This window comes from Acinetobacter sp. LUNF3, assembly GCF_022699605.1.
Lineage (GTDB): Bacteria > Pseudomonadota > Gammaproteobacteria > Pseudomonadales > Moraxellaceae > Acinetobacter > Acinetobacter johnsonii.
On the sequence record NZ_CP093968.1, the window covers coordinates 1,042,657 to 1,065,274 of the forward strand.

Sequence of the window (22,618 nt, forward strand, 5' to 3'; positions counted from 1 at the left end):
TATAGGGGATCTTTTTTTATGTCTGACGTTGATGTTTTGAATAGAAGCTTATATGGGAAAACTACGCAAATTTGGCTTTTTGCACCTGTTGATCTCGAACTGCTATAGTCCATGCGCATAAATAAAAAGAAACCAAGACAGGATATATCTTGGTTTCAAGTGACGCTAAAAAGTTGTTGCGATCCAGCAGGAGAGTAAAGCCACTGGATCTCTCAATATTTCAATTATTTAGCGGCTTTTTCTTGATTCGGTTGTTCTGCTGATGCTTCCGAAGCAGGTGCATTTGCACTTAAGTCTGTAGTTTCAGCTGTTTCTTGGGTTGATACCACAACTTTGTCTTCTTGAGCTGGCGCTTGTTGAGGTGCAGCAAAAGTTGCAAAGCTCGCAGCTGTTAAAGATGTTGCAATAATTAAGTGAGAAATTTTCATGGTTTTGGCATCCTTATATTTTATAGATAAAAATAGTTCAGACTGATCATCACATCAATTTGAACTGAGCTTCATGCTATCGCCTGAATATCTGCGGTTCAATCGAAGCAACAATGTGAAAAGTGCACATTACCTAAAACTACAGATGATGAAAAAATAGTGAGCTTTAAGTAACAAGTAGAAGTTTTTTGTGAATAGATTGAGAGGGAACGAAGAATTAATGATCAATATGGATGTTTGAAAACTCACATAAACTGTACAAAGCATGCGAATTAAGTGCGAAAGCCTAATTTCAGTATTGAGTAAAATGTAAGGAAGTTTGTCCAATAGGGGTATAAATGAATGAAATGTCAGCCAACTGAATGCTGAGTGTTCGATGCCATGGATTTGAGATGAGAAAATTGGTGATTTAAAATAAGATAAAGGCTTATTTTATTATGCTGTTTTTATCATATTCCATGCTAGGTATAAATTTTTGAAACTGATGTCGATGCCGCAGGCGGTTCCTACGCATATTATTTCGGGCTTTCTTGGTGCAGGTAAAACCACTTTGCTCATGCATTTGTTAGGTCAGAAACCGGAACATGAAGTTTGGGCGGTACTGATGAATGAGTTTGGGCAAATTGGCGTAGATCAACAGCTCATGCCACAAACGGAAGGCTATGCGGTAAAAGAATTACTCGGTGGTTGTTTATGTTGTAGCAGCCAACTACCGATGCAAATAGCACTGTCTCGTTTGCTCTCAGAACAAAAGCCTGATCGGCTGTTTATTGAACCCACAGGCTTGGGACATCCAGCACAGTTACTGGAGCAACTGACCGAGCCACATTGGCACTCGACCCTGCACATGCGTGCGCCGATCACGGTGCTGGATGGTTCGCGTTTACATGATCATGCATGGACAGCACAAAATCTGTATCAGGATCAATTGAAAGCGGCGCAGATTGTGGTGGTTTCGCATCAAGCTCAAATGCAAAAAACAGATCAAGATGCTCTTGAAAAACTGCAAAGTGAATATCAGCCTTATGCTCAGCAGTGGTTGATGGCGGAGCAGGGCAAGATTGAGCTTACGCAAATCGATTTTGAGTACATCGGAACAAAACGATTCAAGCAGCCTTTACTGAACGTTCAGCAACAGTTGAAAGCGACTCAACAAGATTTTCCCGAGATTAAACAGTTGCCGTATCACTATGTAGAAACAGCACAAGGTTATAGTGTTGCAGGTTGGAAAATGCCGAAGCGTTGGGTTTTTAACTTTTACGATTTACTCGATTTACTTTGTGAACAGCAAGATTGGCGACGGATTAAAGGAATTTTCCATACCAATCAGGGGTGGAAGGCATTTAATTTCAATCCTGAACAATTTAACTATCAAGATGTCGAAGAAGGGATTGATAATCGAGTTGAATTGATTGTTCAAAACGAAAGAGATTGGATGGACTTTGAAAGCGCACTTTTTGAATGTCGCATAGAGCAATGACTTAAATTGTTTTAAGCAAAAAAAGCCGAAATCTTATATGCTAGTCGGCAAATTTGAGGATGGTATGTATGGCGCTTAAAGCTACAATTTATAAGGCAGATTTGAATATTGCCAATATGGATGTCCACCAATATGGGGACTATCAACTGACTTTGGCATTGCATCCTTCAGAAACCATTGAGCGTTTGATGGTGCGTTTGTTGGCATTTGCACGTTTTGCGGATGAAGCTTTAGAGTCTACCAAAGATTTATTTGAAACCAATGAGCCTGCGCTGTGGGAAAAAGACCTAACGGGTCAGTTGGTAAAATGGATTGAAGTGGGCAGCCCAGACGAAGATAAAGTGAAAAAAGCCAGTGCACGTTGTAAGCAAGTGGCTATTGTTACTTATGGCACAGCGGTCGATGAATGGTATAAGCGCAACAGTAAGTTGAAGACATTGAACAATGTTGAAATTTGGCAGTTGTCGACTGCAAGTACTGAAGCGGTTCAAGCCCTGTGTGAGCGGACCATGCAACTTCAGTTAAATGTAATGGATGGTGAGTGGACCTTAATTGGTGACAATGCTCAAGCCATTATTGAGTGGACGCAATTGCAATAAACAAGCAGTTTAACTAGATTTATTGATTGAACAGGTTGGAGCGAGAACATGAGCGCAGAATTAGAAATTATTGATTTGGTTGTCGGTGAAGGCAAAGAAGCAGTCAAAGGTGCTTTAATCACTACGCATTATACGGGCTGGTTAGAAGATGGAACCAAATTTGACTCATCTTTAGACCGCGGGAACTACTTTGAAACTGTGATTGGGACAGGCCGTGTCATTAAAGGTTGGGACCAAGGGATTATGGGCATGAAAGTGGGTGGTAAACGTAAACTCATCGTGCCATCACATTTGGCTTATGGTGAGCGTAAAATGGGTAATATTATTCCTGCCAATTCAAATTTGATTTTTGAAATTGAGTTGTATGATGTAAAAACACGTGATTAATCAAAAATATTGATAAATAAAAGAGTCAATTACAAGGATGTATTTGATTCATTTGTAAAAACACTTGGTTTTTAAGAAAAACATTTGTAGATTAATTATTAGGCAGAGCGTATTTAAGGGAAGAGTCGCTTTTGTATAGCTCATTGAGCAAACGGTCTTTGTTTGGGTTTGTTTTAAGCTGTTTGCTGGTTTTAAGTTTGATACCTTCGACGTGGGCACAATATGAAGCTGAGCCCACGCAGTATTATTTGCATCAAAAAAATGTCAATGACATTCAATTCACCGAACAAACCACCAGTTATTTAAAAGGTACATGGTCTTATTATGACCAAGAGCTGATTTCTCAGCCTAATCGTAAACTCCCTTCTAAAACTACCGAATTGCCAATTTCGTTTCAAGAACTTACAGGCAGTAATACGGGTTATGGGACTTTTGTCGGTCATTTCAAAATTCCGCATGAATTTATTGGTCGAAGGCTAGCCATTCATATCCCCAATCAAAATTGTGCTTATCGGGTTTATCTCAATGGCGATTTTTTAGTTCGTTTAGGGGATGTCGCGGATAATGCGGGAGCACAGCAAACAGAAAATGCACCGCGGATTGCTTATTTTGTCCCTGACAGCCCCTATTTTACTTTAAGTATACAAGCCTCAAACTTTAACAATTTACGCGGCGGCCTTGAAAGCCCCATGCATATTGGCATTGCTAAAACGATTAATCGACATTATCAGCAACTGATGATGAGTATCGCCATGATCTGTGGCGTGGTGTTTGGTGTAGGAATGTTCACCACCATGTTCTCGATGTTCCGTGGTTCAGATGAACGGAATAGTAAAAGTATTTTTGTTTTTGGTATTTTTATTTTATTTCTTGCCTTACATAATCTTTTTACTGCGCCATATGCTTATACGACCTTCCTAGATATCAACTGGTTGTGGGGCATACGTTTAGAATATTTATTTATCTATTTAGCGGTCATGTTTTTTTTGAGCTATATGTATTTGCTCAATCAGTACTATTTACAGCGTTGGATTTATACCGTTTCCATTTTAGTTTTGACCTTGAATATCGTCATTACCTTGTTATCCGAGCAAGTTGTTTTTGAGCAGCTGGCTTTTTATAGCGCATTTTTCAGTATTGTTATTTTGCTTAATTTTGCCTATGGTTTTTACCTTACTTTAAAGACCAAACAAAAATATTCGAAAATCAATTTATACGCCGTGGTATTGCTGTGTATATCGGTCATTCATGACTTTTTACTAACGCTACATGTGATTGATTCTATTCATCTATCTTTTATCTCTACCAGTCTGTATGCACTTTTGGTGATGTTCCGACAATCACGTAACTATGCTTATCAGACTTACCATACCGAACGTTTAAATAATAATTTAATTGAATTGAATGATTCTTTAGAGCAAAAAGTGCAACAGCGCACCTCTCAATTACATGACTTAAATGAAAAACTCGAATATCAAATTCAAATTGATGCCTTAACAGGTGCCTATAATCGGCGTGCATTGAATCAAGAAATTCAGCAGCGCTTTATTGAAACACAACAAAATAGTCATGCAACTTTGGTTTTTGCCATGATGGATGTCGATTATTTCAAAAATTATAATGATTTCTATGGGCACCTAAAGGGCGATGAAGTCCTGCAAAATCTGGTCAAAGTGATTGGTGCAGTACTGCCACATAATGCCTACTTAGCACGCTATGGTGGGGAAGAGTTTGCCATTGTTTTATATAATGTCCCAATTGCGATTATTAGTCAGATTATGCAAACCGTCTTAGATGCAGTGCGTAGTGCGCGCTTTGAGCATCATAACCGCCTAGATGGCAAAGATTATGTGACTTTGAGTATGGGGGTGTCGTGGATGGATCATGAAACGATTTATGCCAATATTCATGACCTTATGAAAGCGGCCGATTTAAAGCTTTATCAAGCCAAAGAAGCGGGCCGTGATCAGATGAAAATGCCCAATGAATCCTATGAAAATGAGTGAATTTAGTTGAGTCATACCTCTGTTAATAAACCTTAGGATAAGAGTTTAACCATGGTCACCATTTTGGGATTTGGAATGTCTTGGACATGGATTTGAAAGCCATGTTTTTGATAAAAAGAGCATGCTGTTTGGGTGCTTTCTAAACTAATTTGGTGAATTTCTTTACGTTTAAGATGTTCAATAACGGTTTCTAATAAGGCTTTCCCAATACCGCGCTGTTGTTCAGCGGATGAAATATAATTGAGTAAAATACGACCTTGATCACTGACCATAATAAAACCTACTACGTGCTGATTGAGTACATAAACCCAGCTGTCGTTATAGTGCATCCACATAATCAGGTTGGATTGGGTTTTATTTTCTAGCCAAATTTGAATCGTACTTTCATGGCGATGGTGGTCTTTGATACATGATCGAATACTGTCGTGCACGACATCTAAAATTTCAGGAATGTCCTGAAGTTGGGCTGCCCGTATCATCTTTTCTTCTTAGAGCTATAGAAACAGCTATTTCATGCTAGCGACTGTATTTATTAAATTGAATTACTGTTAGTACGGATGTAACTTTGTTGTTCAATCGCACTAAGTTAATTATTTTTTATAGTGATTTTGTGAGTGAAAAATCACATTTTGTGATGCCTTTCACGTTTGTGCGAATATGTGTTGAATCACTTGAATTGGTCTGAGAATCAACACCCAATTATAAGTCATCGAATTGAGCATTTGCGTTTATACGTAGTCTGCTTTAATTAATTTGGTGTTTATTTGAGCGATAATGTTGTATTTTAAAAGGGAATATTTGTTACGAGAGCAGAGCATGGTGACATTTTTAATGATGATTTGCATACTCATTGCTTTGGTTGCGACATCTATTATTGGAATCAAAATTCAAAAAAGCACCGCTTTCTGAAGCGACAAAAAAAAGCGGTTGAATCGGAAGCAGCATCTTCTCAAATGGCAACGCATACCAATAGAGCACCTCAGATTGAGCGTGTTATTGAAGTTGATGCTTATGAACAAAAGCTGTTCGATGACGTGGCGACTCTATTTCTAGATCAAGCGATATTACTCACGGCTGAAGAAGATGCAACGTTGATGCAAAGCACCTTATTGGTCAAAATGCCTGCGAAAACCCAGACGCAAATTCGCAAAATGGATTTAAATGAATGGTCTATTTTTTGGAGCTTCTATGATCAGTCGCTTGAATACTATGTAAGTCGTTATGGCATGTTTTATACGCATATCGACCGCAGTGGACGCGAGCATAAAAAAAGCCATCGTACTCGTGATTGATCTCCTCGCTTAAGCCTCCGCAGCTTCCATCACAGCCATGGATAACTGTTTAAGAATTCGTTCTGCAACATGAGTTAGATAGAAGTCATCCTGTTTTAAGCGTGTCATTAAAATTGCGCCTTCATAATCGGCAACACTGATTTTAGCCAGTGCCTCAGCTTGAGCAATAGGCATGACCTGCTGAAAGTAGTGGAACAACGCCAACTCCCAATCTTGGAATATAGACTGAATTTTGAGATGAATTTGTTCAGATAAATGCGGGATTTCCAATGACAGCATCCCGACTAAGCAGCCTTGAACACCAACACTAAAAAAGCTGACAGATTGCTGGTGCAAGTGTTCAAAGCGAACGCAATACTCTAAGTGCGTATCATTCAAAATACTGAACAATTTATGGTTTAAGTATTGCTGGCTGATTTGCAAAATATCTAAAACCAAAGCTTCTTTATTGGGATAATAATAATAAAATGCTGCTTTACTGAGCCCACAAGACTTTGCCAGTAAATCCATACTGGTGCCTGCATAACCATGGGTTTTAAAGGTTTGCATGCAATGCAACTGGATTTGTTCTTTACTCAGTTTTTGTGGGCGCATAGAGTTTTAACGTTCCGTAATGGTTGGTAATGATAAATAGCCATTGAAAGTGTTCAGCATATCTTCCCAGATGGCTTCGGCCCCTTGGCGGAAATATCCCATGTGCCCAATTTCTTTCAAGCCATAGTCATTGGCTTCAATATTGAGATAATGCATGTTCGCATGCCGATAATGCTGCATAAATGCATGCCTTGAGTTCGGTAAAGCCCAGTCATCATCCAGTGCTGAAACAGCATAGATTGGAGTTTTGACCTGTGCATATTGTTCCAGTAAGTGTTGTTGCTCGGGATCTGCAAAAAAGTAGGTCGGATTTTTACACCATTTTCGCCACTGTGTGTAGACATCCACAGGTAAATCGGTACCCATTTTAAGCAGGCTCCAAGGCAGATAGCCCTTTAGTGCAACCATCGGGGGGAAAATAATATTCCACATGACATGTACTTTCATTTTCTCCCGAAACGGCATATAGCCATGCCAACCCGCACCTGTGCCAAAGCAGTACATCGCAGTGACTTGGTCATGGTTGCGGGTTAAACCGAGTGCTTGGCCTCCATAAGAGTGTCCAACCACAAAAATAGGTTTGTCATCTTTGCGGATAGAGTCAATGGCAGCCGACAAGTCTAGCTGCCCCCAGTCCAAATAGGACATGCTAAAACCTTTGAGTTGCTTCGGTGCAGAAAGCCCTACACCACGATAATCAAAAGTTAGGACTTGATAACCTAGAGCTACTGCATACTCGGCAAAGCGACGATAGAACTGCTGTGGTACACCTGTTGCACTGGCAACAATGATGTTGGCTTTGATCGGCTCAGAAGAGCGATAACGTGTACCAACGAGTACATAACCATCGGTTGCTGAAAATTTTACAGTTTGTTTTTGAATTTGGGGCGAATCTAAATGGGCTGTGGCTTGCATCATCGTTTCTTCTTTTTGTTAAATACTAAAGTCGGTTCCAGACTTTTGGGCTTTACTGTCCTTTAAACTGAGCAGGTCGGCGTTGTAGCATCGCCATCACACCTTCTTGGACATCTTGGGTTTTGAGTAGCGGGCTGAGGTGCTCTTGTAAATGTGCAAAGGCATAGTCTGTGCCGTGTTGTACTGCTTGTTGTGCAGAAGCCAGTGTGGCTTGAACGGCCAGTGGTGCAGCTTGCGCAATTGATTCTGCAAGGCTCAATGCTCGCTCTAATGCAGCATTTGGCGTGGATGTTTCTACGACCTCGGTAATTAAGTTCAGATCGAGAGCTACTTGTGCATTGAAGCTGTCACCTGTGAGTAGATAGCGCATAGCCTTGTTCCAACCCGCCGCTTGTACAAAGCGAACCGTTGCACAGCCAAAGGGTAAAATGCCGCGCTGTACTTCCATTTGGGCAAATTGTGTATTGGCATCCGCAATTACCACATCTGCATTGAGCATGAGTTCAATTCCCGCGGTAAAGCAAAAGCCTTGGACTGCCACAACCACGGGTTTGGTGCGGGGTCTGGAACTGGTGCCCCAAGGGTTAATTTGTGACGCAGGAAAGTCGAAAACGCCTGCAGTGAGTTTGGGTTGCAACTCAACCAAATCAAGCCCAGCAGTAAAGTGTTCTCCGTGCGCAAAAATTACAGCACAGCGCAGTGAAGGATCATCCTCATATTCGCTAAGGGCCAGTGATAAGTCATGAATCATATGACTATCAAAAGCATTACGCTTGGCTGCGCGGTCTAAACCAATTAAAAATAACGAACCGCGAACTTCGCGACTGACACGACCTTGTTGTTCTGACATTTTGATTATTCCTGCATCGTTTTATAAGTTTTTAAACGATTGTTAGAAAACTGTCAAAACTTATGCGTATACATTCTGTGACTCGATAGTTTGCTTAGATTCCCCGAAAAAAAATCCATGTTTAGATTGAGTGGAATTGTCTTGCCTTTATTGAGTTTTTTTTCATAATAGCAGCACTTCTTTGAATACCAGTTGAACCATGTCTAGCCTTGAAATATTTGCAGTCATCATTAGCTTAATTGGGGTGACGTTGACCATTAAGCGCAATATGTGGTGTTGGTGGTTTAACTTCGCTGCTTTCTTGTTATATGCCTATTTGTTTTATACCTATAAGTTGTATGGCGAAACCATTTTGCAGTTTTTCTTTGTAGTGGTGAACTTTTACGGTTTTTATCACTGGCTCAAAGGTAAACAACAAGATCATGATATTCGGATTGAACCGATTACAGCTCGGCAAGTGATTTTGCAAATGCTACTTGCCGCTGCGGCTGGTGCAGTATTTGGTTTGAGCTTAAAGTATTTGACCGATGCTGCTGTACCGCTATTGGATGCGCAGCTCGCAGCGTTTAGTCTGTTGGCGACTTATTGGACCAGTCGTAAACATATTGCGACATGGGTGCTGTGGGTATTTGTCGATATTGTTTATGTCGGTATGTTTATCTATAAAGATTTGTTCCTAACCGCGGCTTTATATGCAGGCTTTGTTGGCTTGGCGGCTTATGGATGGTGGCAATGGACACAGGTACGCCATAAACAACAGCTGAAAAGTGTTTAGGCTAGGCAGTGTTGATTGACTTTAAACAAATACAATTGGCTCAATTTGAGTCGGTCATTGAACGGTTAAAGGGAAGTCCACAGCAATATTTGGACTTTGCTTCGGTTGCGGATTTTTATCAGGCCACTTGGCTGGATGACTTACCCAGCAGTGCAAGTTGGGCGGTTACAGGACTGGATGATGGGGCCGAGCATTTTGATATTCGCTTGGCCTGTTTTGAGCGCGTGGTTTTTATTCATATTGCAGATGATATTGTCATACAGAATGGTGCACATTGATATTTAGATCACGGTATAGTCGGTGCTGGATCATCGTCTATATTTGACTCTTCTACAGGATGACGAGATCCAGTTTTTCAGTCCTGATCAGGGCATGGATGTTTACAAAAACAAAAAATAAAGGATTTAATGTTATGGCACATCAGTTTGTAGTCAATGCCACCATCAACGGTGTTTCGTTGGATGACTTCCGTCGACTCGCAGCCAATATCAGCTTACATGAAAATGTTTGTCGTCGTATTCCTGGGGAGAAGTTGGAAATTTTGGAGTCGAATAAAGTTGGCGATATTTATACCCTTAAGCGCGCGTATAATTTGGATGTCAATATTCCCGATATTGCGAAGAAATTTCTAAAAGATGCATTTCGTTTACAACGTACCGACGTCAGCAATTTAGTTGTGCTCAGCTCGGAAGTCCGTTTAGACCCTAACCTACCTTTAGAAGCTGTGTGCCAACGTAGTGTATCGGGTAATGATAAGCAGATTCACTTTCAACTGGAATGGAAGGTAAAAGTGAAAGTGCCATTAATTGGCGGTATGTTAGAAAAACATGCTGAAGGCGAAATTCGTAAGTTTAGCCAAATCGAGCTTGATATTGTGGAAGATGAACTGCGCCAAAATCTGCATGCAGAAACCTTAAGCTAAAGGCTTTGACCTCATGTTTTCAAAGTAGCTTGCATAAAAAGAAACCCTTCGATTGAAGGGTTTTATCATTTTAGTGCTTCGTCTCGAACCGAGTTCGATAAACCAAAGCTGTGAAGAAGCAAACCAAACAGACCAGCCAAATATAATACATCGCGCCAATGTTGCTATAGAGACTGAGCCATTGAACCAAAGGCAGTGTGATGCCTCCTGCAATAGCATAGGCGACATTGTAGGAAAACGAAATGCCCGAAAAGCGGATTGGAGCAGGGAACATTTTGACCATGCTATAGGACACAAGCCCTACCGTGCCTGAAAAGAATCCCAAAAGCATATACAGTGCAAACACCGTAGTTGGACTGACCGCACCTAAACTGTGATAGAAAATGGTTGCGATAGCGGCGACACCGAGCGAGCCAAAAATCAAGACCTTGGCTGCACCAAAATGATCGGCCAATGTCCCAGCGAGTATGCATCCCAGCATTTGCATGATGATCGCAGCACTTTGCATTTGAAAAGCATCGCTACGTTCAAAGCCAAAGGCACCCGTCAGTACGTTTGGCATGGATAAAATCAGGACCACTACACAAGCAGTTAAGAACCAAGTCAAGAGCATGCCAATCACTACGGCGGTTTTATGGCTGGCGAAGACTTGTTTCACCGGCATTTCTTTAGACAGCTCTTTACGTGCTTGCATGGCTTTGAATACGGGTGTTTCTTTCAAATAACTACGTAAATACAAGGCCACTAAGGCAAAAATACCACCCACAATAAAGGGAATACGCCAAGCCCAATCATGTATAGCTGCTTCACTAAATTGAAGAGAAATGAATAGTGACATTAAAGCACCGAGCAAGATGCCGAGTGACAAACCAGCCGTAAGTAAGCCATTGGCAAAACCAATTTTTTCAGATGGAACATGCTCAGAAACAAAGGTCCAAGCCGCTGGAATTTCTCCACCAATCGCGATGCCTTGTACCACCCGCATAAGGAGTAAGAGCAGCGGTGCAGCATAACCAATTGTTTCAAAGGTCGGCATAACCCCGATCATGAGGGTGGGTAAAGCCATGAGCAAAATAGATAAGCTAAATAGACGCTTGCGCCCGAGGAGGTCACCAAAGTGGGCCATGATTACACCGCCAAGTGGACGGAAGAAGTAACCTGCGGCAAAAATACCGTAAGTATTTAGCATGGCCCAAAATGGGCTGAGCCCTGCGGGAAAGAACAACTCTGAAATAATTTTGGCGTAAAAAACATAAATAACAAAGTCATAGAACTCAAGTGCACCACCGAGTGATGACAGCCCAAGGGTACGTTTGTCTTCTCTGGTCAAACGTGGTGTTGCATCCATGCGTATATTTCCAAAGCTAAATAAAGGTTTATATTTGATTTTAAAGAAGTCTTTTTTGAATGAATAATCAATCTTTCTTTACTGGGTTTGAACTAAAAATTATACATGAATCAACATCGTTGATTTGATGGTCAACGTAAATATATAACGCAGGCGAGATAAAAGGCTTATGATATAAAAAGAATAAATAGGTATAAAAATTTAGGATTTGTGTATGAGTGTCATTTTACCTGTTGCACAACGTGGTGAAGATATTTTAAGACTCAAAGCTGCTTGCGTCGCAGATGCAGAATTTAATAGCGACTGGCTCATGCAGTTGGCCTCGGCCATGATTGCGACCATGTTAGAGCGGAGCGGTGTGGGCATTGCTGCACCACAAGTCTATATTTCAAAGCGGGTCATTATTGTGGCTTCACGGCCAAATTTACGCTATCCCGATGCGCCTGAAATGGACGCCGTGGTGATGGTCAATCCTGAAATTTTAGAGTTTTCTCAGGCAACGACCTTAGGTGAAGAAGGCTGTTTAAGCGTACCGAATGAGCGTGGTCAGGTAAAGCGTGCGCAAAGCATTAAGGTGCTGTATCACACTTTGACTGGTGAGGTAATGGAAAGTACTTTTGAAGGTTTTCCTGCACGCATTGTGCAACATGAAATCGATCATCTCAATGGTATTTTATTTGTCGATCGCCTGAGTGCTTAGTCGCGAGTGTCATTTTATTCATCTTTATATTTAAACTGTTGTGGGGTCTGCCCCAAATGACGTTTAAACATGGCACTAAATGCACTCGGATTGCTATAGCCAAGAGATCTTGCACTCTGCGCGACAGATTCACCACTGGCAATTTTACTTAAGGCATGGGCAATATGCATTTGCTGAACCCATGCGCGATAAGACAGCCCCGTTTCCTTTTGAAACATGCGCATCAAGGTTCTGGAGCTGGTGCCAATTTCATCTGCCCATGTGCTTAAATCTTTTAACTGATCGGGCGTACTTAATAGTGCTTGGCAAATATTCATTAAGCGTTTGTCTTGTGGCCACGGAATTTGAATGGGCAACAGATTGGCTTTATGAATTTCATCAAAAATTAAAATCTGTAAAGATCGTGACAGTTCATCAGAGCTGATCAGTTCGGAGGGTGGAATATGTTCAATCGCATTGAGCCGGATGAGCAGTTCATGCAATAACTTACTGACCCGAATAATAAAACAATGTTGCCCCAGCAGTGCAGCTGCATCTGCTTGAACCAATGCGGTATTGAGTTTAACTCGACTTAATGAAATCACACTGTGCTCAACATGGGTCGGAATCCATAGTGCGCACATCGGCGGCACGATCCAAACGTGGTTTGGGGTGAACACTTGAATCATCCCTGTCGAAGCATACAGAAACTGCGCCCGCGAATGGGTATGCGCAGGGGTAATCTCTCGATAGGTATGCTCAGAAGAAAGCCCAATCACCAATTCGGACATTTCGGTTTGAATCAGAGAATTTGGCATGTGTGTGTCTTTAAATTGTCAGTTATACAATGATTATTGGAAGATAGTCTTATGAATGACATTTTACAATCAATGCCTGATGAAAAATACATGGAGTTTGCGAGGGATGTCGTCTTCAATTCAAATGAAAGAGGGTATGGGCGAAGCTACAATCAATGAACAACCGCAAGGCATGATTATAAAAGTAGTGGGAGCGGTAGCGGTAGCGCATCTGCTCAATGACTTGATTCAAGCTGTTTTGCCAGCCATTTACCCAATGCTGAAAACCAATTTTTCCTTAAGCTTTGCGCAAGTCGGACTGATTTCATTGGTTTATCAAATTACGGCATCGCTACTGCAACCTTGGATTGGACTGTATACCGATAAACATCCGAAACCTTATCTGCTTCCACTCGGTATGGTAGTGACTTTTAGCGGCATTTTGCTGTTGGCATTTTCACCAAATTTTATTGTACTGCTCATGGCTTCGGCATTGATTGGTGTCGGGTCTTCAACCTTTCATCCTGAAGCCTCACGTGTGGCGCGAATGGCTTCGGGGGGGCACTTTGGTACAGCACAATCGACCTTTCAGGTCGGTGGCAATACAGGTACAGCCATTGGGCCTTTATTGGTCGCGCTGATTATTGTGCCTTTCGGACAGCACGCCGTGGCATGGTTGATTGTATTTGCCTTACTGGCGATTTGGGTGCTGTTCGGTGTCAGCCGTTGGAGCATCAGTCACAGTAAAAAACAATTGGCTGCCAAAGCGCATCAAGTGCAAAGCAAACTGCATGGGCGTCAACTCGTCATCGCGCTGTCGACCATTTGCGTGTTGATGTTTGCTAAATTTACTTACATCGCCAGCATCAGTAACTATTTCACTTTTTATTTAATGCACAAGTTTCACCTCAGTTTACAGAGTGCGCAGTTACATCTCTTTGCCTTTTTGGCTGCGGTGGCTCTGGGTACATTTGCTGGTGGGCCGATTGGAGATCGAATTGGGCGTAAAGCGGTGATTTGGGTGTCTTTTGTCGGCATGGCGCCGTTTGCGTTGATGATGCCGCATGCCAATCTATTTTGGACGACTGTACTGTCGATTATAACAGGTTTAGTACTTTCCTCTGCCTTTGCCGCAATGGTGGTTTATGCACAAGAAGCCGTTCCGGGACGAGTTGGCATGATTGCAGGTTTAATGTTTGGTTTAATGTTTGGGGTGAGTGGCATCGCCGCAGCAGGCTTAGGATATTTGGCTGACGTCAAAGGCATTGAATGGGTGTCTGGTGTGTGTTCGTTATTGCCTTTGCTCGGTTTGGCAACTTTCTTTTTACCGAAGACTCAAGCAAACTAACGGAATACGGCTGACCTTCAGTCTTAATCGCGTTATCTTATCAAACGAAGATGGCGCGATTGTATTTGGGCCTGATGATTATTGTTATGTATAAATGCACTAGGGTTGTGTGTTTTGATTTTAGAGGATTGATGTAATGACTGATCCGAATGGTGTACTCAAATTTTCATTAGGACTAGACCAACTTTCATTTGAAATGGATGGACAGCGTATCCTGCTAGATCAAGGTTTAAGCTTTATACAGTCAAACAGTATGCGTCATGAGGTGTTGGATGAGCTTGCGATTGAGTCGATGATTTATGTAATTGAAGAAATATTAGAGTCGGTTCCAATTCATTATGGTCAGCCCAAAAATGCAATCAGTGCTGATGATTTATTTCAGCAAGTTCTGACTTTATTTTTCCAGAATCAGCACAGTATAGACCGAGTACAGCTTGAAAGTGGCTTTAACGCATTTATTGAGCGTAGGGAATACTATGTGTCTAAAGTGGCTGATGACGGTCTTTCTAGTTTGGTTTACTTTATTGTACTGCGGGAGATGATGCATCACTGGAATGTGGTGGAGATTCAATTAGAACAGTTTTGATTTTTAGTGGAACTAAAAGCGTAAAAAATACGGAACAATAGACAAAAGTAAGCCGATACCACTTAGTAATGCGTTACTTTCAATAAAATAAGGAAAAATCATTAAAACTAGACCTACAGTTAAAGGTATGGTCATTTTTTGCTTTTTGCCATACAGAAAATAGCCTAAGCCAATTGAGCTAAAGATCACACCGAGGAAAAGTTGAGTTGAGTTCATGGTGATGTTTCGTGCATTGTTATTCTCTGGCAGTATTATGCCAAGGTTATTATAAGAAGATATGAAAATTAAGAGTGCCGTGATGCAACCGTATAATAAAAAATTAAAACAGCCATCTCGTGATTTACGTAATAATATGACTGATGCTGAACAACTATTATGGCAGAGATTAAGACGTAAACAGATTTTAGGGCTACAGTTTTATAGACAGAAGCCGATTCTTAATTTTATCGTCGATTTTTATTGTCCTGCTGCAAATTTGGTGATTGAGTGCGATGGTGGGCAGCATTACACAGCAGAAGGGTTGGAGGCTGATCGGGCGAGGGATCAAGCTTTGGCGCAGTTGGGGTTGAACGTGCTGAGGTTTGATAATAGGCAGATTTTGACTGAAACTGATGCAGTCGTGGAGCAGATTTATTGGAGTGCGAAACAGAGATTGGAATCCGCCTCTTGCGAAACGTAGCTTCTCACTTTAATAAAGGGGGACTTTACGAGAATTTAATGATGGTATTGAATTCTTGGTACTCCCTCCTTTTTAAAGGAGGGTTGGGCAGGATTATAATTTTCCTTCGTACATTTTTTTAGCTTCTATAGTTTTATCTAATTTTCTATGAATAAGTGAAATCGTTGATAAAATATCTAAAGCATCTTGTTCATCAATATTCCAAGTGATTTTAGGCACATGAGCTGTTGTATTTCTGAAAGTTCCAAAGATTCCAATCAATAAATTTGAAAAACCTCTTTGTTCACTCTTTTCACTTTCAGTTTGTAATGAATTTAAAGCAAGATAAGGCACTTTGTCTTTAAAGGAAAAAGCGTGTGTTACAAGATCACCTCCATCGTTCGTTAAGCCTGTTTTAACTCTAATTTTTTCAGCAATGCTTTTAGTTGCTTCAAAGACTGCATGAAAATAGTTGTCGACTAATAATTCAGCTTTGCAAAATGTAAGGATATCTGGGTGTATATTTCGCTCTATAAGAATTCTTTTAAGTTGGGATGCTCGTTCTTCGGCTTCTGAAAAAGTTTTTACTGAACTTACATATTTGATCGAGCCACTATCAGTAATTTCGTAACCTTCAAATGAAAGAACATAATTTAATTTTGTTCTTGTCTGCTCAAACCAGTCTTGATTATCAACATGGCGCGATGGCTTCATTACATGCTGAATAAAGTTAATTATATTATTTGAACATCTATCCTGATTTTGTTTAAGTTCAAGAGCATCATACAGTTTTTTGCGCTTAGTAGAATTTAGTTGAGGGTCATAAATATCACATTCGGATAAATATTTAGATATTTGATTACCTGTTAAACCATTATCTGTATCTCCTAAAATTTTACAGATAGATTCTAAGCTTGCTAATTCAAATTTTTTAATTATTGCCATTTGATCATTTTCTAAAAATATTTAATTCGTAAATTATATATTTTTTATTTAAAGATCAATTCAATCCCTCCCAACCTCCCTTTGAAAAAGGGAGGGGATGTCACGTAATTCATTTACTCACATGACATCCCCCCTCTCTTTTAAAAGAGGGGTTAGGGGAGATTAAAATCAAAAAAGAATCCCCTCAATTTGAGGGGATTCTTTTATTTGATACGAATTGATTTTCTTCCCCTTTGTTAAAGGGGATCGAGGGGGATTTAAACAATCGAATCATCTAAATTCGGTGCTAACCAACGCTTCGCTACATCCAGTGACCAGCCTTTACGTTTCGCATAATCCTCAAGCTGATCTTGAGAAATCTTGCCTACGTTAAAGTATTCACTTTCAGGGTGTGAGTAATAGAAACCACTTACAGAAGAAGGTGGCATCATTGCAAAGTGTTCAGTCAACTTAGTCCCAATCTTCGCTTCAGAACCCAACCAGTCGAACAATGCCGCTTTTTCAGAATGTTCAGGGCAAGCAGGGTAGCCAGGTGCAGGACGGATACCGACATATTTCTCTTTAATCAGCTCTTCATTGTTCAGCGTTTCATCAGCTTTATAGCCCCAGAACTCTTTACGAATACGCTCGTGTAAGTGCTCGGCAAAAGCTTCAGCAAAACGGTCTGCCAATGACTGCACTAAAATCGCAGAGTAGTCATCACCTTTGGCTTTATATTCGTTTGCCAACTCTTCCGCACCGAAAATCGATACAGTGAAGCCGCCCAAATAATCTTGCTGAGTCGTTGACGGCTTAATGTAGTCCGCCAATGACAAGTTTGGTTTGCCTGTTACTTTGTCAGACTGCTGACGTAGGTGCTCAAAAGTATGAGTAACGGTTTGACCTGCTTCATCAAACACACTCACGCTATCTGCACCTGTACGTTGTGCAGGGTATAAACCAAACACTGCACGCGCATCGAAACGATTACTCTCGATAATGTCTTTCAACATGATTTGCGCTTGATTGTACAAATCAGTCGCTGCTTCCCCCACCACTTCATCTTCTAAGATTTTCGGGAATTTACCCGCCAAGCTCCAAGAGATAAAGAACGGTGTCCAGTCAAAATATTCAACCAGCGTTGCCAAAGGATAGTTGGTGATGACTTGCGTACCCAAAGCATTTGGCTTTGGTGGCACATAGTTGTCATCAATCTTAAAGCCATTTTCAACAGATTCCGCATAGCCTAGCTTCGCTGCTTTCGGTTGCTTGTTGGCTAAACGCTCACGGATTTTGGCATATTCAGCACGATGCTCGGCAATAAAGTTGCCACGCATTTCTTTAGACAGCAGGGTGGTTGCCACACCGACAGCACGTGAAGCATCAGCCACATAAATCACGGCATCATTTGAATATTGCGGATCAATTTTAACTGCAGTATGCGCTTTAGAAGTGGTCGCACCACCAATCAACAATGGAATGTTGAAGCCTTTGCGTTGCATTTCTTTGGCAACAAATACCATTTCATCTAAAGATGGGGTAATCAAACCCGATAAACCAATGATGTCACATTTCTCATCAATCGCGGTTTGTAGGATCTTCTCGGCAGGCACCATCACACCAAGGTCAACAATGTCGTAACCATTACAACCCAAGACCACGCCCACGATATTCTTACCAATATCATGTACATCGCCTTTTACCGTTGCCATTAACACACGACCTTTGGATTGTGCATTGCCTTTTTCAGCTTCAATGTACGGGTTCAGCCATGCCACGGCTTGTTTCATTACACGCGCAGATTTCACCACTTGTGGTAGAAACATTTTACCCGAACCGAATAAATCACCGACCACGTTCATACCATCCATCAATGCGCCTTCAATCACATCGAGTGGACGGTTGGCTTTTAAACGCGCTTCTTCAGTATCTTCATCAATATACGTAGTGATACCTTTAACTAAGGCATATTCAAGACGTTTTTCTACAGACTCATTGCGCCATTCAAGGTTTTCGGCTTCGCGTTGCGCGCCACTATGACCACGGAACTTTTCCGCGACTTCAAGCAGTTTTTCTGTAGCGTTTTGACCTGATTCACCTTGGTTTTGATTCAGAATAACGTCTTCAACCGCATCTTTTAGTTCTTTTGGAATATCATCATAAATTGCCATTTGACCAGCGTTCACGATGCCCATGGTCATGCCTTGTTTGATGGCATGATAAAGGAATACCGAGTGAATCGCTTCACGCACAGGCTCATTACCACGGAAAGAGAACGAAACGTTAGAGACACCGCCTGAAATCATGGCATGTGGTAAGTTCTGTTTAATCCAACCTGTGGCTTCAATAAAGTCTACGCCGTAGTTATTGTGTTCTTCGATACCTGTAGCAACCGCAAACACGTTCGGGTCAAAAATAATATCTTCAGCAGGGAAGCCAACATCATTGACCAAAACATCATAAGAACGTTTACAGATTTCACGTTTGCGTGCAGCAGTATCAGCCTGACCTGTTTCATCAAAGGCCATGACAATGATCGCAGCACCGTACTGACGGCATAAACGCGCTTTTTCGACAAACTCGTCATAACCTTCTTTTAAGGAAATCGAGTTGACGACTGGCTTACCTTGTACGCATTTCAAACCAGCTTCAATGATTTCCCATTTTGATGAGTCAATCATGATTGGCACACGAGAAATATCAGGCTCAGATGCAACCAGATTCAGGAAATGCACCATCGCATTTTGCGAATCGAGCATCCCTTCATCCATGTTAATGTCGATGATTTGTGCACCAGCTTCAACTTGTTGTTGTGCAACTTCTAAAGCTTCAGCAAACTTTTCTTCACGGATGAGACGTAGGAATTTTTTTGAGCCTGTGACGTTGGTACGTTCACCGACGTTCACGAATAGCGAATCATCATAAATGTTAAACGGTTCTAAACCACTTAAACGGCAGGCAGGTTTGGTTTCTGGCACCTGACGTGGCTGAATGTCTTTCACTGCATTGTAAATTGCACGGATATGATCAGGCGTTGTACCACAGCAACCACCGGTAATATTGATCAAACCACTTTCTGCAAATTCTTTAATGAAGGCTGCGGTTTGCTCTGGAGTTTCATCATACTCACCGAAGGCATTCGGCAAACCAGCGTTTGGATGTGCAGAGACAAAAGTATCAGCGACATCAGCAATGGTTTTTACATGTGGGCGCATCGCGTCTGCACCCAAGGCACAGTTAAAACCGATTGAGAGTAAATCACCATGACGTACTGAGTTCCAGAACGCTTCAGCAGTTTGGCCTGTTAAGGTACGACCTGAAGCATCGGTAATGGTGCCTGAAATCATCAACGGCAGTTCATGACCGATTTGTTTGAATACTTCTTTGACTGCAAAGATCGCGGCTTTACAGTTCAAGGTATCAAACACAGTTTCGATCAAAAGAATGTCTGCACCACCTTCAATCAAGGCGTGGGCAGCTTCAATATAATTTTCTTTTAATTCATCAAATGTAATATTACGGAATGCAGGGTCGTTAACATTCGGTGAAATCGAACAGGTACGTGAGGTAGGGCCAAGTACGCCTGCAACAAAACGCGGTTTCTCTGGGGTTGAATATTTGTCACATGCCGCACGTGCTAGACGAGCTGCTTCACGGTTAATCTCGGGAACAAGGTCTTCCATGTGATAGTCTGACATTGAAACACGTGTGCCGTTAAAGCTGTTGGTTTCAATAATGTCTGCACCTGCATCAAGGTAGGCTTCATGGATGCCTTGAATAATTTGCGGCTGAGTCAGTACCAATAGGTCATTGTTACCTTTGAGGTCAGAAGCCCAATCTACAAAGCGTTCGCCACGATAATCTTCTTCTTCGAGCTTGTGACGCTGAATCATGGTACCCATCGCACCATCGATAATAAGGATGCGCTCGGCAAGAAGTGCTTTTAAGGTGGCAAGTGTAGACATTCAAAACTCACAAACAGGTTTTCAAAACGTGCAATATTTTAGCAGAAAAGCAGGTTGATTGATGCCTAATTCAAGTGGTATTGGCTATATGGCAAATAAAAAAGGCTGATTTAGCTTTAGTTTTCACGAAAGTGAAATATAGACCCGCTATGTTAATAGATCAGAATAAATAGAGATGAAAAAATATTGATTAGAGCAGATTGTTACAGACAGCACAGCCAAATGTAAGAAAATAATTCAGCGTAATCCGCACCGAAAAATTAAATTTTGAGCCGGCACAGTGCGTTCAAGGCCTATAGGTGATTTACTGCTGATCTAAAATAAGCCAATTATGAAAAAATTGGCTTCATGTGACACGCATTTGTCATATAATTGTCACAATTAAATTGAACAATAGGGGATATTGATATCCTCTTTAGCCGTCTGCATGAATTCTAATATTCCTCCCGTCCAAGATCAGGTGCACGTGACACAGGTCAAGTCGACGAATGTGCACGTACCTACACCGAAATTTTTTATGCCGGTGTTTTTAACGGTCATTATTTCAACGCTAATTTATATTGGCTTTCAGCTTTCTGCTGACTTATCGCATGTTCCTGCACTGAATCTTTACTCTTTAATCCTTTTAGCAACGGCATTGTTCATTGCTTTGGGTTTTGAGTTTGTAAATGGCTTTCACGATACTGCCAATGCGGTTGCAACGGTCATTTATACCAATGCACTGTCTGCGCCTGTTGCGGTGATGTGGGCAGGTTTCTGTAACTTTCTTGGGGTTATGGTCGCAAGTGGTGCAGTGGCTTACGGTATTATTGCGTTGCTGCCCGTTGAGTTGATTATGAATGTCAGCTCAGGCGCAGGTTTTGCCATGGTGTTTGCCATGTTGATTGCTGCGATTTTGTGGAATTTGGGTACATGGTTCTTGGGTATTCCAGCATCGAGTTCACACACTTTGATCGGTTCGATCTTGGGTGTGGGCATCATGAACTACTTGATGCATTCAGGCAGTGGTGCTTCAGGTGTTGATATGGATCAGGTGATTAAAGTCGGTAAAGCTTTACTGTTTTCACCCATGATCGGTTTTGCTTTTGCAGCAGTGTTATTCTTATTGGTGAAAAAAATCTTTAAGAAACAACTGGAACTGTTCCAACCACCTGAAGGCAACAAACCACCACCTCCACTGATTCGTGCCATTTTGATTTTTACTTGCACAGGTGTAAGTTTTGCTCACGGTTCAAATGATGGTCAAAAAGGTATGGGTCTAATCATGCTGATTTTGATTGGTATCGTGCCTTTGGCTTATTCTTTAAATAAGAATTTAGATTCACAGCATATTCAGTCATTTGCTCAACTTTCAGGTCAAACTGCGGCTGTGATTTATTCGAATCATAACGATATTGCAGATGAAAAAGCCCGTACGGTGATCACGCAATATATTCAAACGAAAGAAATGACCCCAGAAGTCGTACCTGCTTTAGCAAGTTTGACAGATCATTTGGGTGAGCGTGTTGGCCATTATGGAGATCTTAAAGATATTCCTGAAGCTGAAGTTTCTGCACTACGTAATGACATGTACTTAAGCACGACAGCATTCAAACGTTTGGATAAAGCGGATCAATTGCCAGCGATGTCGGAAGCGGGCAAAAAGACAGTAAAAGAATATCGTAGTAACCTTGATTCATTCTTACAGTACATCCCAACATGGGTGAAAGTGGCTGTAGCATTGGCTTTAGGTCTAGGTACGATGGTCGGTTGGAAGCGTATTGTCGTGACTGTAGGTGAGCGTATTGGTAAAAACCATATGACCTATGGCCAAGGCATGTCAGCAGAATTGGTGGCGATGACCACGATTGCAGCCGCTGATGGCTTTGGTATGCCCGTATCGACCACACACGTCTTGAACTCTGCGGTAGCAGGGACCATGGTGGCAAACAAGTCTGGTCTGAACTTTGCAACAGTAAGAACCATTCTTTCGGCTTGGATCTTTACCTTGCCAGCAACGATCTGTTTATCTGGTGGTTTGTTCTGGTTGTTTCTACAGTTCGTTTAATCAGATGTGTAAAAACCA

The 22,618-nt window shown here is 41.4% G+C and carries 22 protein-coding genes and 1 pseudogene; 13 read left to right on the top strand and 10 right to left on the bottom strand.

Going from position 1 to position 22,618, the window contains the following annotated elements; all coding sequences use genetic code 11:
- Positions 1-224: 224 nt before the first annotated feature.
- Positions 225-428, bottom strand: a complete 204-nt coding sequence (locus tag MN200_RS05065) for a hypothetical protein (RefSeq protein WP_242760215.1) — start codon at positions 426-428, stop codon at positions 225-227.
- 475 nt (positions 429-903) lie between these two features.
- On the opposite strand from MN200_RS05065, the gene MN200_RS05070 reads away from it, so the two are divergent.
- The 4 genes from MN200_RS05070 (at position 904) to MN200_RS05085 (ending at position 4,900) form a co-directional block, all read left to right on the top strand.
- Positions 904-1,908: a GTP-binding protein gene (locus tag MN200_RS05070; protein ID WP_216076704.1), complete on the top strand. Its 1,005-nt coding sequence runs from the start codon at positions 904-906 to the stop codon at positions 1,906-1,908.
- A gap of 68 nt (positions 1,909-1,976) precedes the next feature.
- Complete coding sequence (locus MN200_RS05075; RefSeq protein WP_242760216.1) at positions 1,977-2,507, top strand: YaeQ family protein; 531 nt, start codon at positions 1,977-1,979, stop codon at positions 2,505-2,507.
- A 48-nt stretch (positions 2,508-2,555) separates the two neighbouring features.
- Positions 2,556-2,894 (top strand): FKBP-type peptidyl-prolyl cis-trans isomerase, encoded by a 339-nt coding sequence (locus MN200_RS05080; protein ID WP_004981094.1) that lies wholly within the window; start codon positions 2,556-2,558, stop codon positions 2,892-2,894.
- Positions 2,895-3,025: 131 nt separating this feature from the next.
- Positions 3,026-4,900 carry a diguanylate cyclase gene (locus MN200_RS05085; protein WP_242760217.1) on the top strand — a complete coding sequence of 625 codons (1,875 nt, stop codon included), beginning with the start codon at positions 3,026-3,028 and terminating at the stop codon, positions 4,898-4,900.
- Positions 4,901-4,932: 32 nt separating this feature from the next.
- Here MN200_RS05085 and MN200_RS05090 read toward each other — a convergent pair whose 3' ends face one another.
- The gene (locus MN200_RS05090) at positions 4,933-5,379 is read right to left on the bottom strand and encodes a GNAT family N-acetyltransferase (protein ID WP_125274064.1); all 447 of its coding nucleotides are present in this window, start codon (positions 5,377-5,379) and stop codon (positions 4,933-4,935) included.
- A 295-nt stretch (positions 5,380-5,674) separates the two neighbouring features.
- On the opposite strand from MN200_RS05090, the pseudogene MN200_RS05095 reads away from it, so the two are divergent.
- A pseudogene (locus MN200_RS05095) lies at positions 5,675-6,192 on the top strand (hypothetical protein).
- A gap of 9 nt (positions 6,193-6,201) precedes the next feature.
- On the opposite strand, the gene MN200_RS05100 reads toward MN200_RS05095, so the two are convergent.
- From MN200_RS05100 to MN200_RS05110, 3 genes are read right to left on the bottom strand one after another with little or no spacing between them, the layout of a single operon-like run.
- Positions 6,202-6,786: a TetR/AcrR family transcriptional regulator gene (locus MN200_RS05100; RefSeq protein WP_125274062.1), complete on the bottom strand. Its 585-nt coding sequence runs from the start codon at positions 6,784-6,786 to the stop codon at positions 6,202-6,204.
- Positions 6,787-6,792: 6 nt separating this feature from the next.
- Positions 6,793-7,701 carry an alpha/beta fold hydrolase gene (locus MN200_RS05105; RefSeq protein WP_058869226.1) on the bottom strand — a complete coding sequence of 303 codons (909 nt, stop codon included), beginning with the start codon at positions 7,699-7,701 and terminating at the stop codon, positions 6,793-6,795.
- Between the two features lie 52 nt (positions 7,702-7,753).
- Positions 7,754-8,551: a crotonase/enoyl-CoA hydratase family protein gene (locus MN200_RS05110; protein WP_242760221.1), complete on the bottom strand. Its 798-nt coding sequence runs from the start codon at positions 8,549-8,551 to the stop codon at positions 7,754-7,756.
- Positions 8,552-8,750: 199 nt separating this feature from the next.
- On the opposite strand from MN200_RS05110, the gene pnuC reads away from it, so the two are divergent.
- The 3 genes from pnuC to MN200_RS05125 all read left to right on the top strand — a co-directional run bounded on the left by pnuC (position 8,751) and on the right by MN200_RS05125 (position 10,248).
- Positions 8,751-9,326: a nicotinamide riboside transporter PnuC gene (gene pnuC / locus MN200_RS05115; RefSeq protein WP_125274060.1), complete on the top strand. Its 576-nt coding sequence runs from the start codon at positions 8,751-8,753 to the stop codon at positions 9,324-9,326.
- Positions 9,327-9,334: 8 nt separating this feature from the next.
- Positions 9,335-9,604 (top strand): hypothetical protein, encoded by a 270-nt coding sequence (locus MN200_RS05120; RefSeq protein WP_125274059.1) that lies wholly within the window; start codon positions 9,335-9,337, stop codon positions 9,602-9,604.
- A gap of 134 nt (positions 9,605-9,738) precedes the next feature.
- Positions 9,739-10,248 (top strand): DUF2505 family protein, encoded by a 510-nt coding sequence (locus MN200_RS05125; protein ID WP_062034314.1) that lies wholly within the window; start codon positions 9,739-9,741, stop codon positions 10,246-10,248.
- Positions 10,249-10,318: 70 nt separating this feature from the next.
- Here the strand turns inward: MN200_RS05125 and MN200_RS05130 are convergent, their stop codons facing one another.
- Complete coding sequence (locus MN200_RS05130; RefSeq protein ID WP_242760223.1) at positions 10,319-11,596, bottom strand: MFS transporter; 1,278 nt, start codon at positions 11,594-11,596, stop codon at positions 10,319-10,321.
- 214 nt (positions 11,597-11,810) lie between these two features.
- On the opposite strand from MN200_RS05130, the gene def reads away from it, so the two are divergent.
- Complete coding sequence (gene def, locus MN200_RS05135) at positions 11,811-12,296, top strand: peptide deformylase (protein WP_125274057.1); 486 nt, start codon at positions 11,811-11,813, stop codon at positions 12,294-12,296.
- A 14-nt stretch (positions 12,297-12,310) separates the two neighbouring features.
- On the opposite strand, the gene MN200_RS05140 is transcribed toward def, so the two are convergent.
- Positions 12,311-13,093, bottom strand: a complete 783-nt coding sequence (locus MN200_RS05140) for a helix-turn-helix transcriptional regulator (RefSeq protein ID WP_125274056.1) — start codon at positions 13,091-13,093, stop codon at positions 12,311-12,313.
- 106 nt (positions 13,094-13,199) lie between these two features.
- Between MN200_RS05140 and MN200_RS05145 the strand changes: the two genes are divergently transcribed.
- Positions 13,200-14,420: an MFS transporter gene (locus MN200_RS05145; RefSeq protein ID WP_242760225.1), complete on the top strand. Its 1,221-nt coding sequence runs from the start codon at positions 13,200-13,202 to the stop codon at positions 14,418-14,420.
- A gap of 136 nt (positions 14,421-14,556) precedes the next feature.
- Positions 14,557-15,006 (top strand): hypothetical protein, encoded by a 450-nt coding sequence (locus MN200_RS05150; protein WP_125274054.1) that lies wholly within the window; start codon positions 14,557-14,559, stop codon positions 15,004-15,006.
- 12 nt (positions 15,007-15,018) lie between these two features.
- Here the strand turns inward: MN200_RS05150 and MN200_RS05155 are convergent, their stop codons facing one another.
- Positions 15,019-15,222 carry an amino acid transport protein gene (locus MN200_RS05155; protein WP_125274053.1) on the bottom strand — a complete coding sequence of 68 codons (204 nt, stop codon included), beginning with the start codon at positions 15,220-15,222 and terminating at the stop codon, positions 15,019-15,021.
- Between the two features lie 82 nt (positions 15,223-15,304).
- Here MN200_RS05155 and MN200_RS05160 point away from each other — a divergent pair, with 82 nt between their 5' ends.
- Positions 15,305-15,685, top strand: a complete 381-nt coding sequence (locus MN200_RS05160; protein ID WP_125274076.1) for an endonuclease domain-containing protein — start codon at positions 15,305-15,307, stop codon at positions 15,683-15,685.
- A 93-nt stretch (positions 15,686-15,778) separates the two neighbouring features.
- Here the strand turns inward: MN200_RS05160 and MN200_RS05165 are convergent, their stop codons facing one another.
- Complete coding sequence (locus tag MN200_RS05165; protein ID WP_125274052.1) at positions 15,779-16,609, bottom strand: TIGR02391 family protein; 831 nt, start codon at positions 16,607-16,609, stop codon at positions 15,779-15,781.
- A 257-nt stretch (positions 16,610-16,866) separates the two neighbouring features.
- On the bottom strand, positions 16,867-20,553 hold the full coding sequence (gene metH, locus MN200_RS05170) for a methionine synthase (RefSeq protein WP_125274051.1): 3,687 nt from the start codon (positions 20,551-20,553) through the stop codon (positions 16,867-16,869).
- A 427-nt stretch (positions 20,554-20,980) separates the two neighbouring features.
- On the opposite strand from metH, the gene MN200_RS05175 reads away from it, so the two are divergent.
- Positions 20,981-22,600 (top strand): inorganic phosphate transporter, encoded by a 1,620-nt coding sequence (locus tag MN200_RS05175; protein WP_242760226.1) that lies wholly within the window; start codon positions 20,981-20,983, stop codon positions 22,598-22,600.
- The last annotated feature ends 18 nt before the right edge of the window (positions 22,601-22,618 follow it).

Coding starts and splice junctions, on each gene's coding strand:
- MN200_RS05065 (WP_242760215.1), bottom strand. CDS start 428: ATGAAAATTTCTCACTTAATTATTGCAACATCTTTAACAGCTGCGAGC.
- MN200_RS05075 (WP_242760216.1), top strand. CDS start 1,977: ATGGCGCTTAAAGCTACAATTTATAAGGCAGATTTGAATATTGCCAAT.
- MN200_RS05080 (WP_004981094.1), top strand. CDS start 2,556: ATGAGCGCAGAATTAGAAATTATTGATTTGGTTGTCGGTGAAGGCAAA.
- MN200_RS05090 (WP_125274064.1), bottom strand. CDS start 5,379: ATGATACGGGCAGCCCAACTTCAGGACATTCCTGAAATTTTAGATGTC.
- MN200_RS05100 (WP_125274062.1), bottom strand. CDS start 6,786: ATGCGCCCACAAAAACTGAGTAAAGAACAAATCCAGTTGCATTGCATG.
- MN200_RS05105 (WP_058869226.1), bottom strand. CDS start 7,701: ATGCAAGCCACAGCCCATTTAGATTCGCCCCAAATTCAAAAACAAACT.
- MN200_RS05110 (WP_242760221.1), bottom strand. CDS start 8,551: ATGTCAGAACAACAAGGTCGTGTCAGTCGCGAAGTTCGCGGTTCGTTA.
- pnuC (WP_125274060.1), top strand. CDS start 8,751: ATGTCTAGCCTTGAAATATTTGCAGTCATCATTAGCTTAATTGGGGTG.
- MN200_RS05125 (WP_062034314.1), top strand. CDS start 9,739: ATGGCACATCAGTTTGTAGTCAATGCCACCATCAACGGTGTTTCGTTG.
- MN200_RS05130 (WP_242760223.1), bottom strand. CDS start 11,596: ATGGATGCAACACCACGTTTGACCAGAGAAGACAAACGTACCCTTGGG.
- def (WP_125274057.1), top strand. CDS start 11,811: ATGAGTGTCATTTTACCTGTTGCACAACGTGGTGAAGATATTTTAAGA.
- MN200_RS05140 (WP_125274056.1), bottom strand. CDS start 13,093: ATGCCAAATTCTCTGATTCAAACCGAAATGTCCGAATTGGTGATTGGG.
- MN200_RS05145 (WP_242760225.1), top strand. CDS start 13,200: ATGTCGTCTTCAATTCAAATGAAAGAGGGTATGGGCGAAGCTACAATC.
- MN200_RS05150 (WP_125274054.1), top strand. CDS start 14,557: ATGACTGATCCGAATGGTGTACTCAAATTTTCATTAGGACTAGACCAA.
- MN200_RS05155 (WP_125274053.1), bottom strand. CDS start 15,222: ATGAACTCAACTCAACTTTTCCTCGGTGTGATCTTTAGCTCAATTGGC.
- MN200_RS05160 (WP_125274076.1), top strand. CDS start 15,305: ATGCAACCGTATAATAAAAAATTAAAACAGCCATCTCGTGATTTACGT.
- MN200_RS05165 (WP_125274052.1), bottom strand. CDS start 16,609: ATGGCAATAATTAAAAAATTTGAATTAGCAAGCTTAGAATCTATCTGT.
- metH (WP_125274051.1), bottom strand. CDS start 20,553: ATGTCTACACTTGCCACCTTAAAAGCACTTCTTGCCGAGCGCATCCTT.
- MN200_RS05175 (WP_242760226.1), top strand. CDS start 20,981: ATGAATTCTAATATTCCTCCCGTCCAAGATCAGGTGCACGTGACACAG.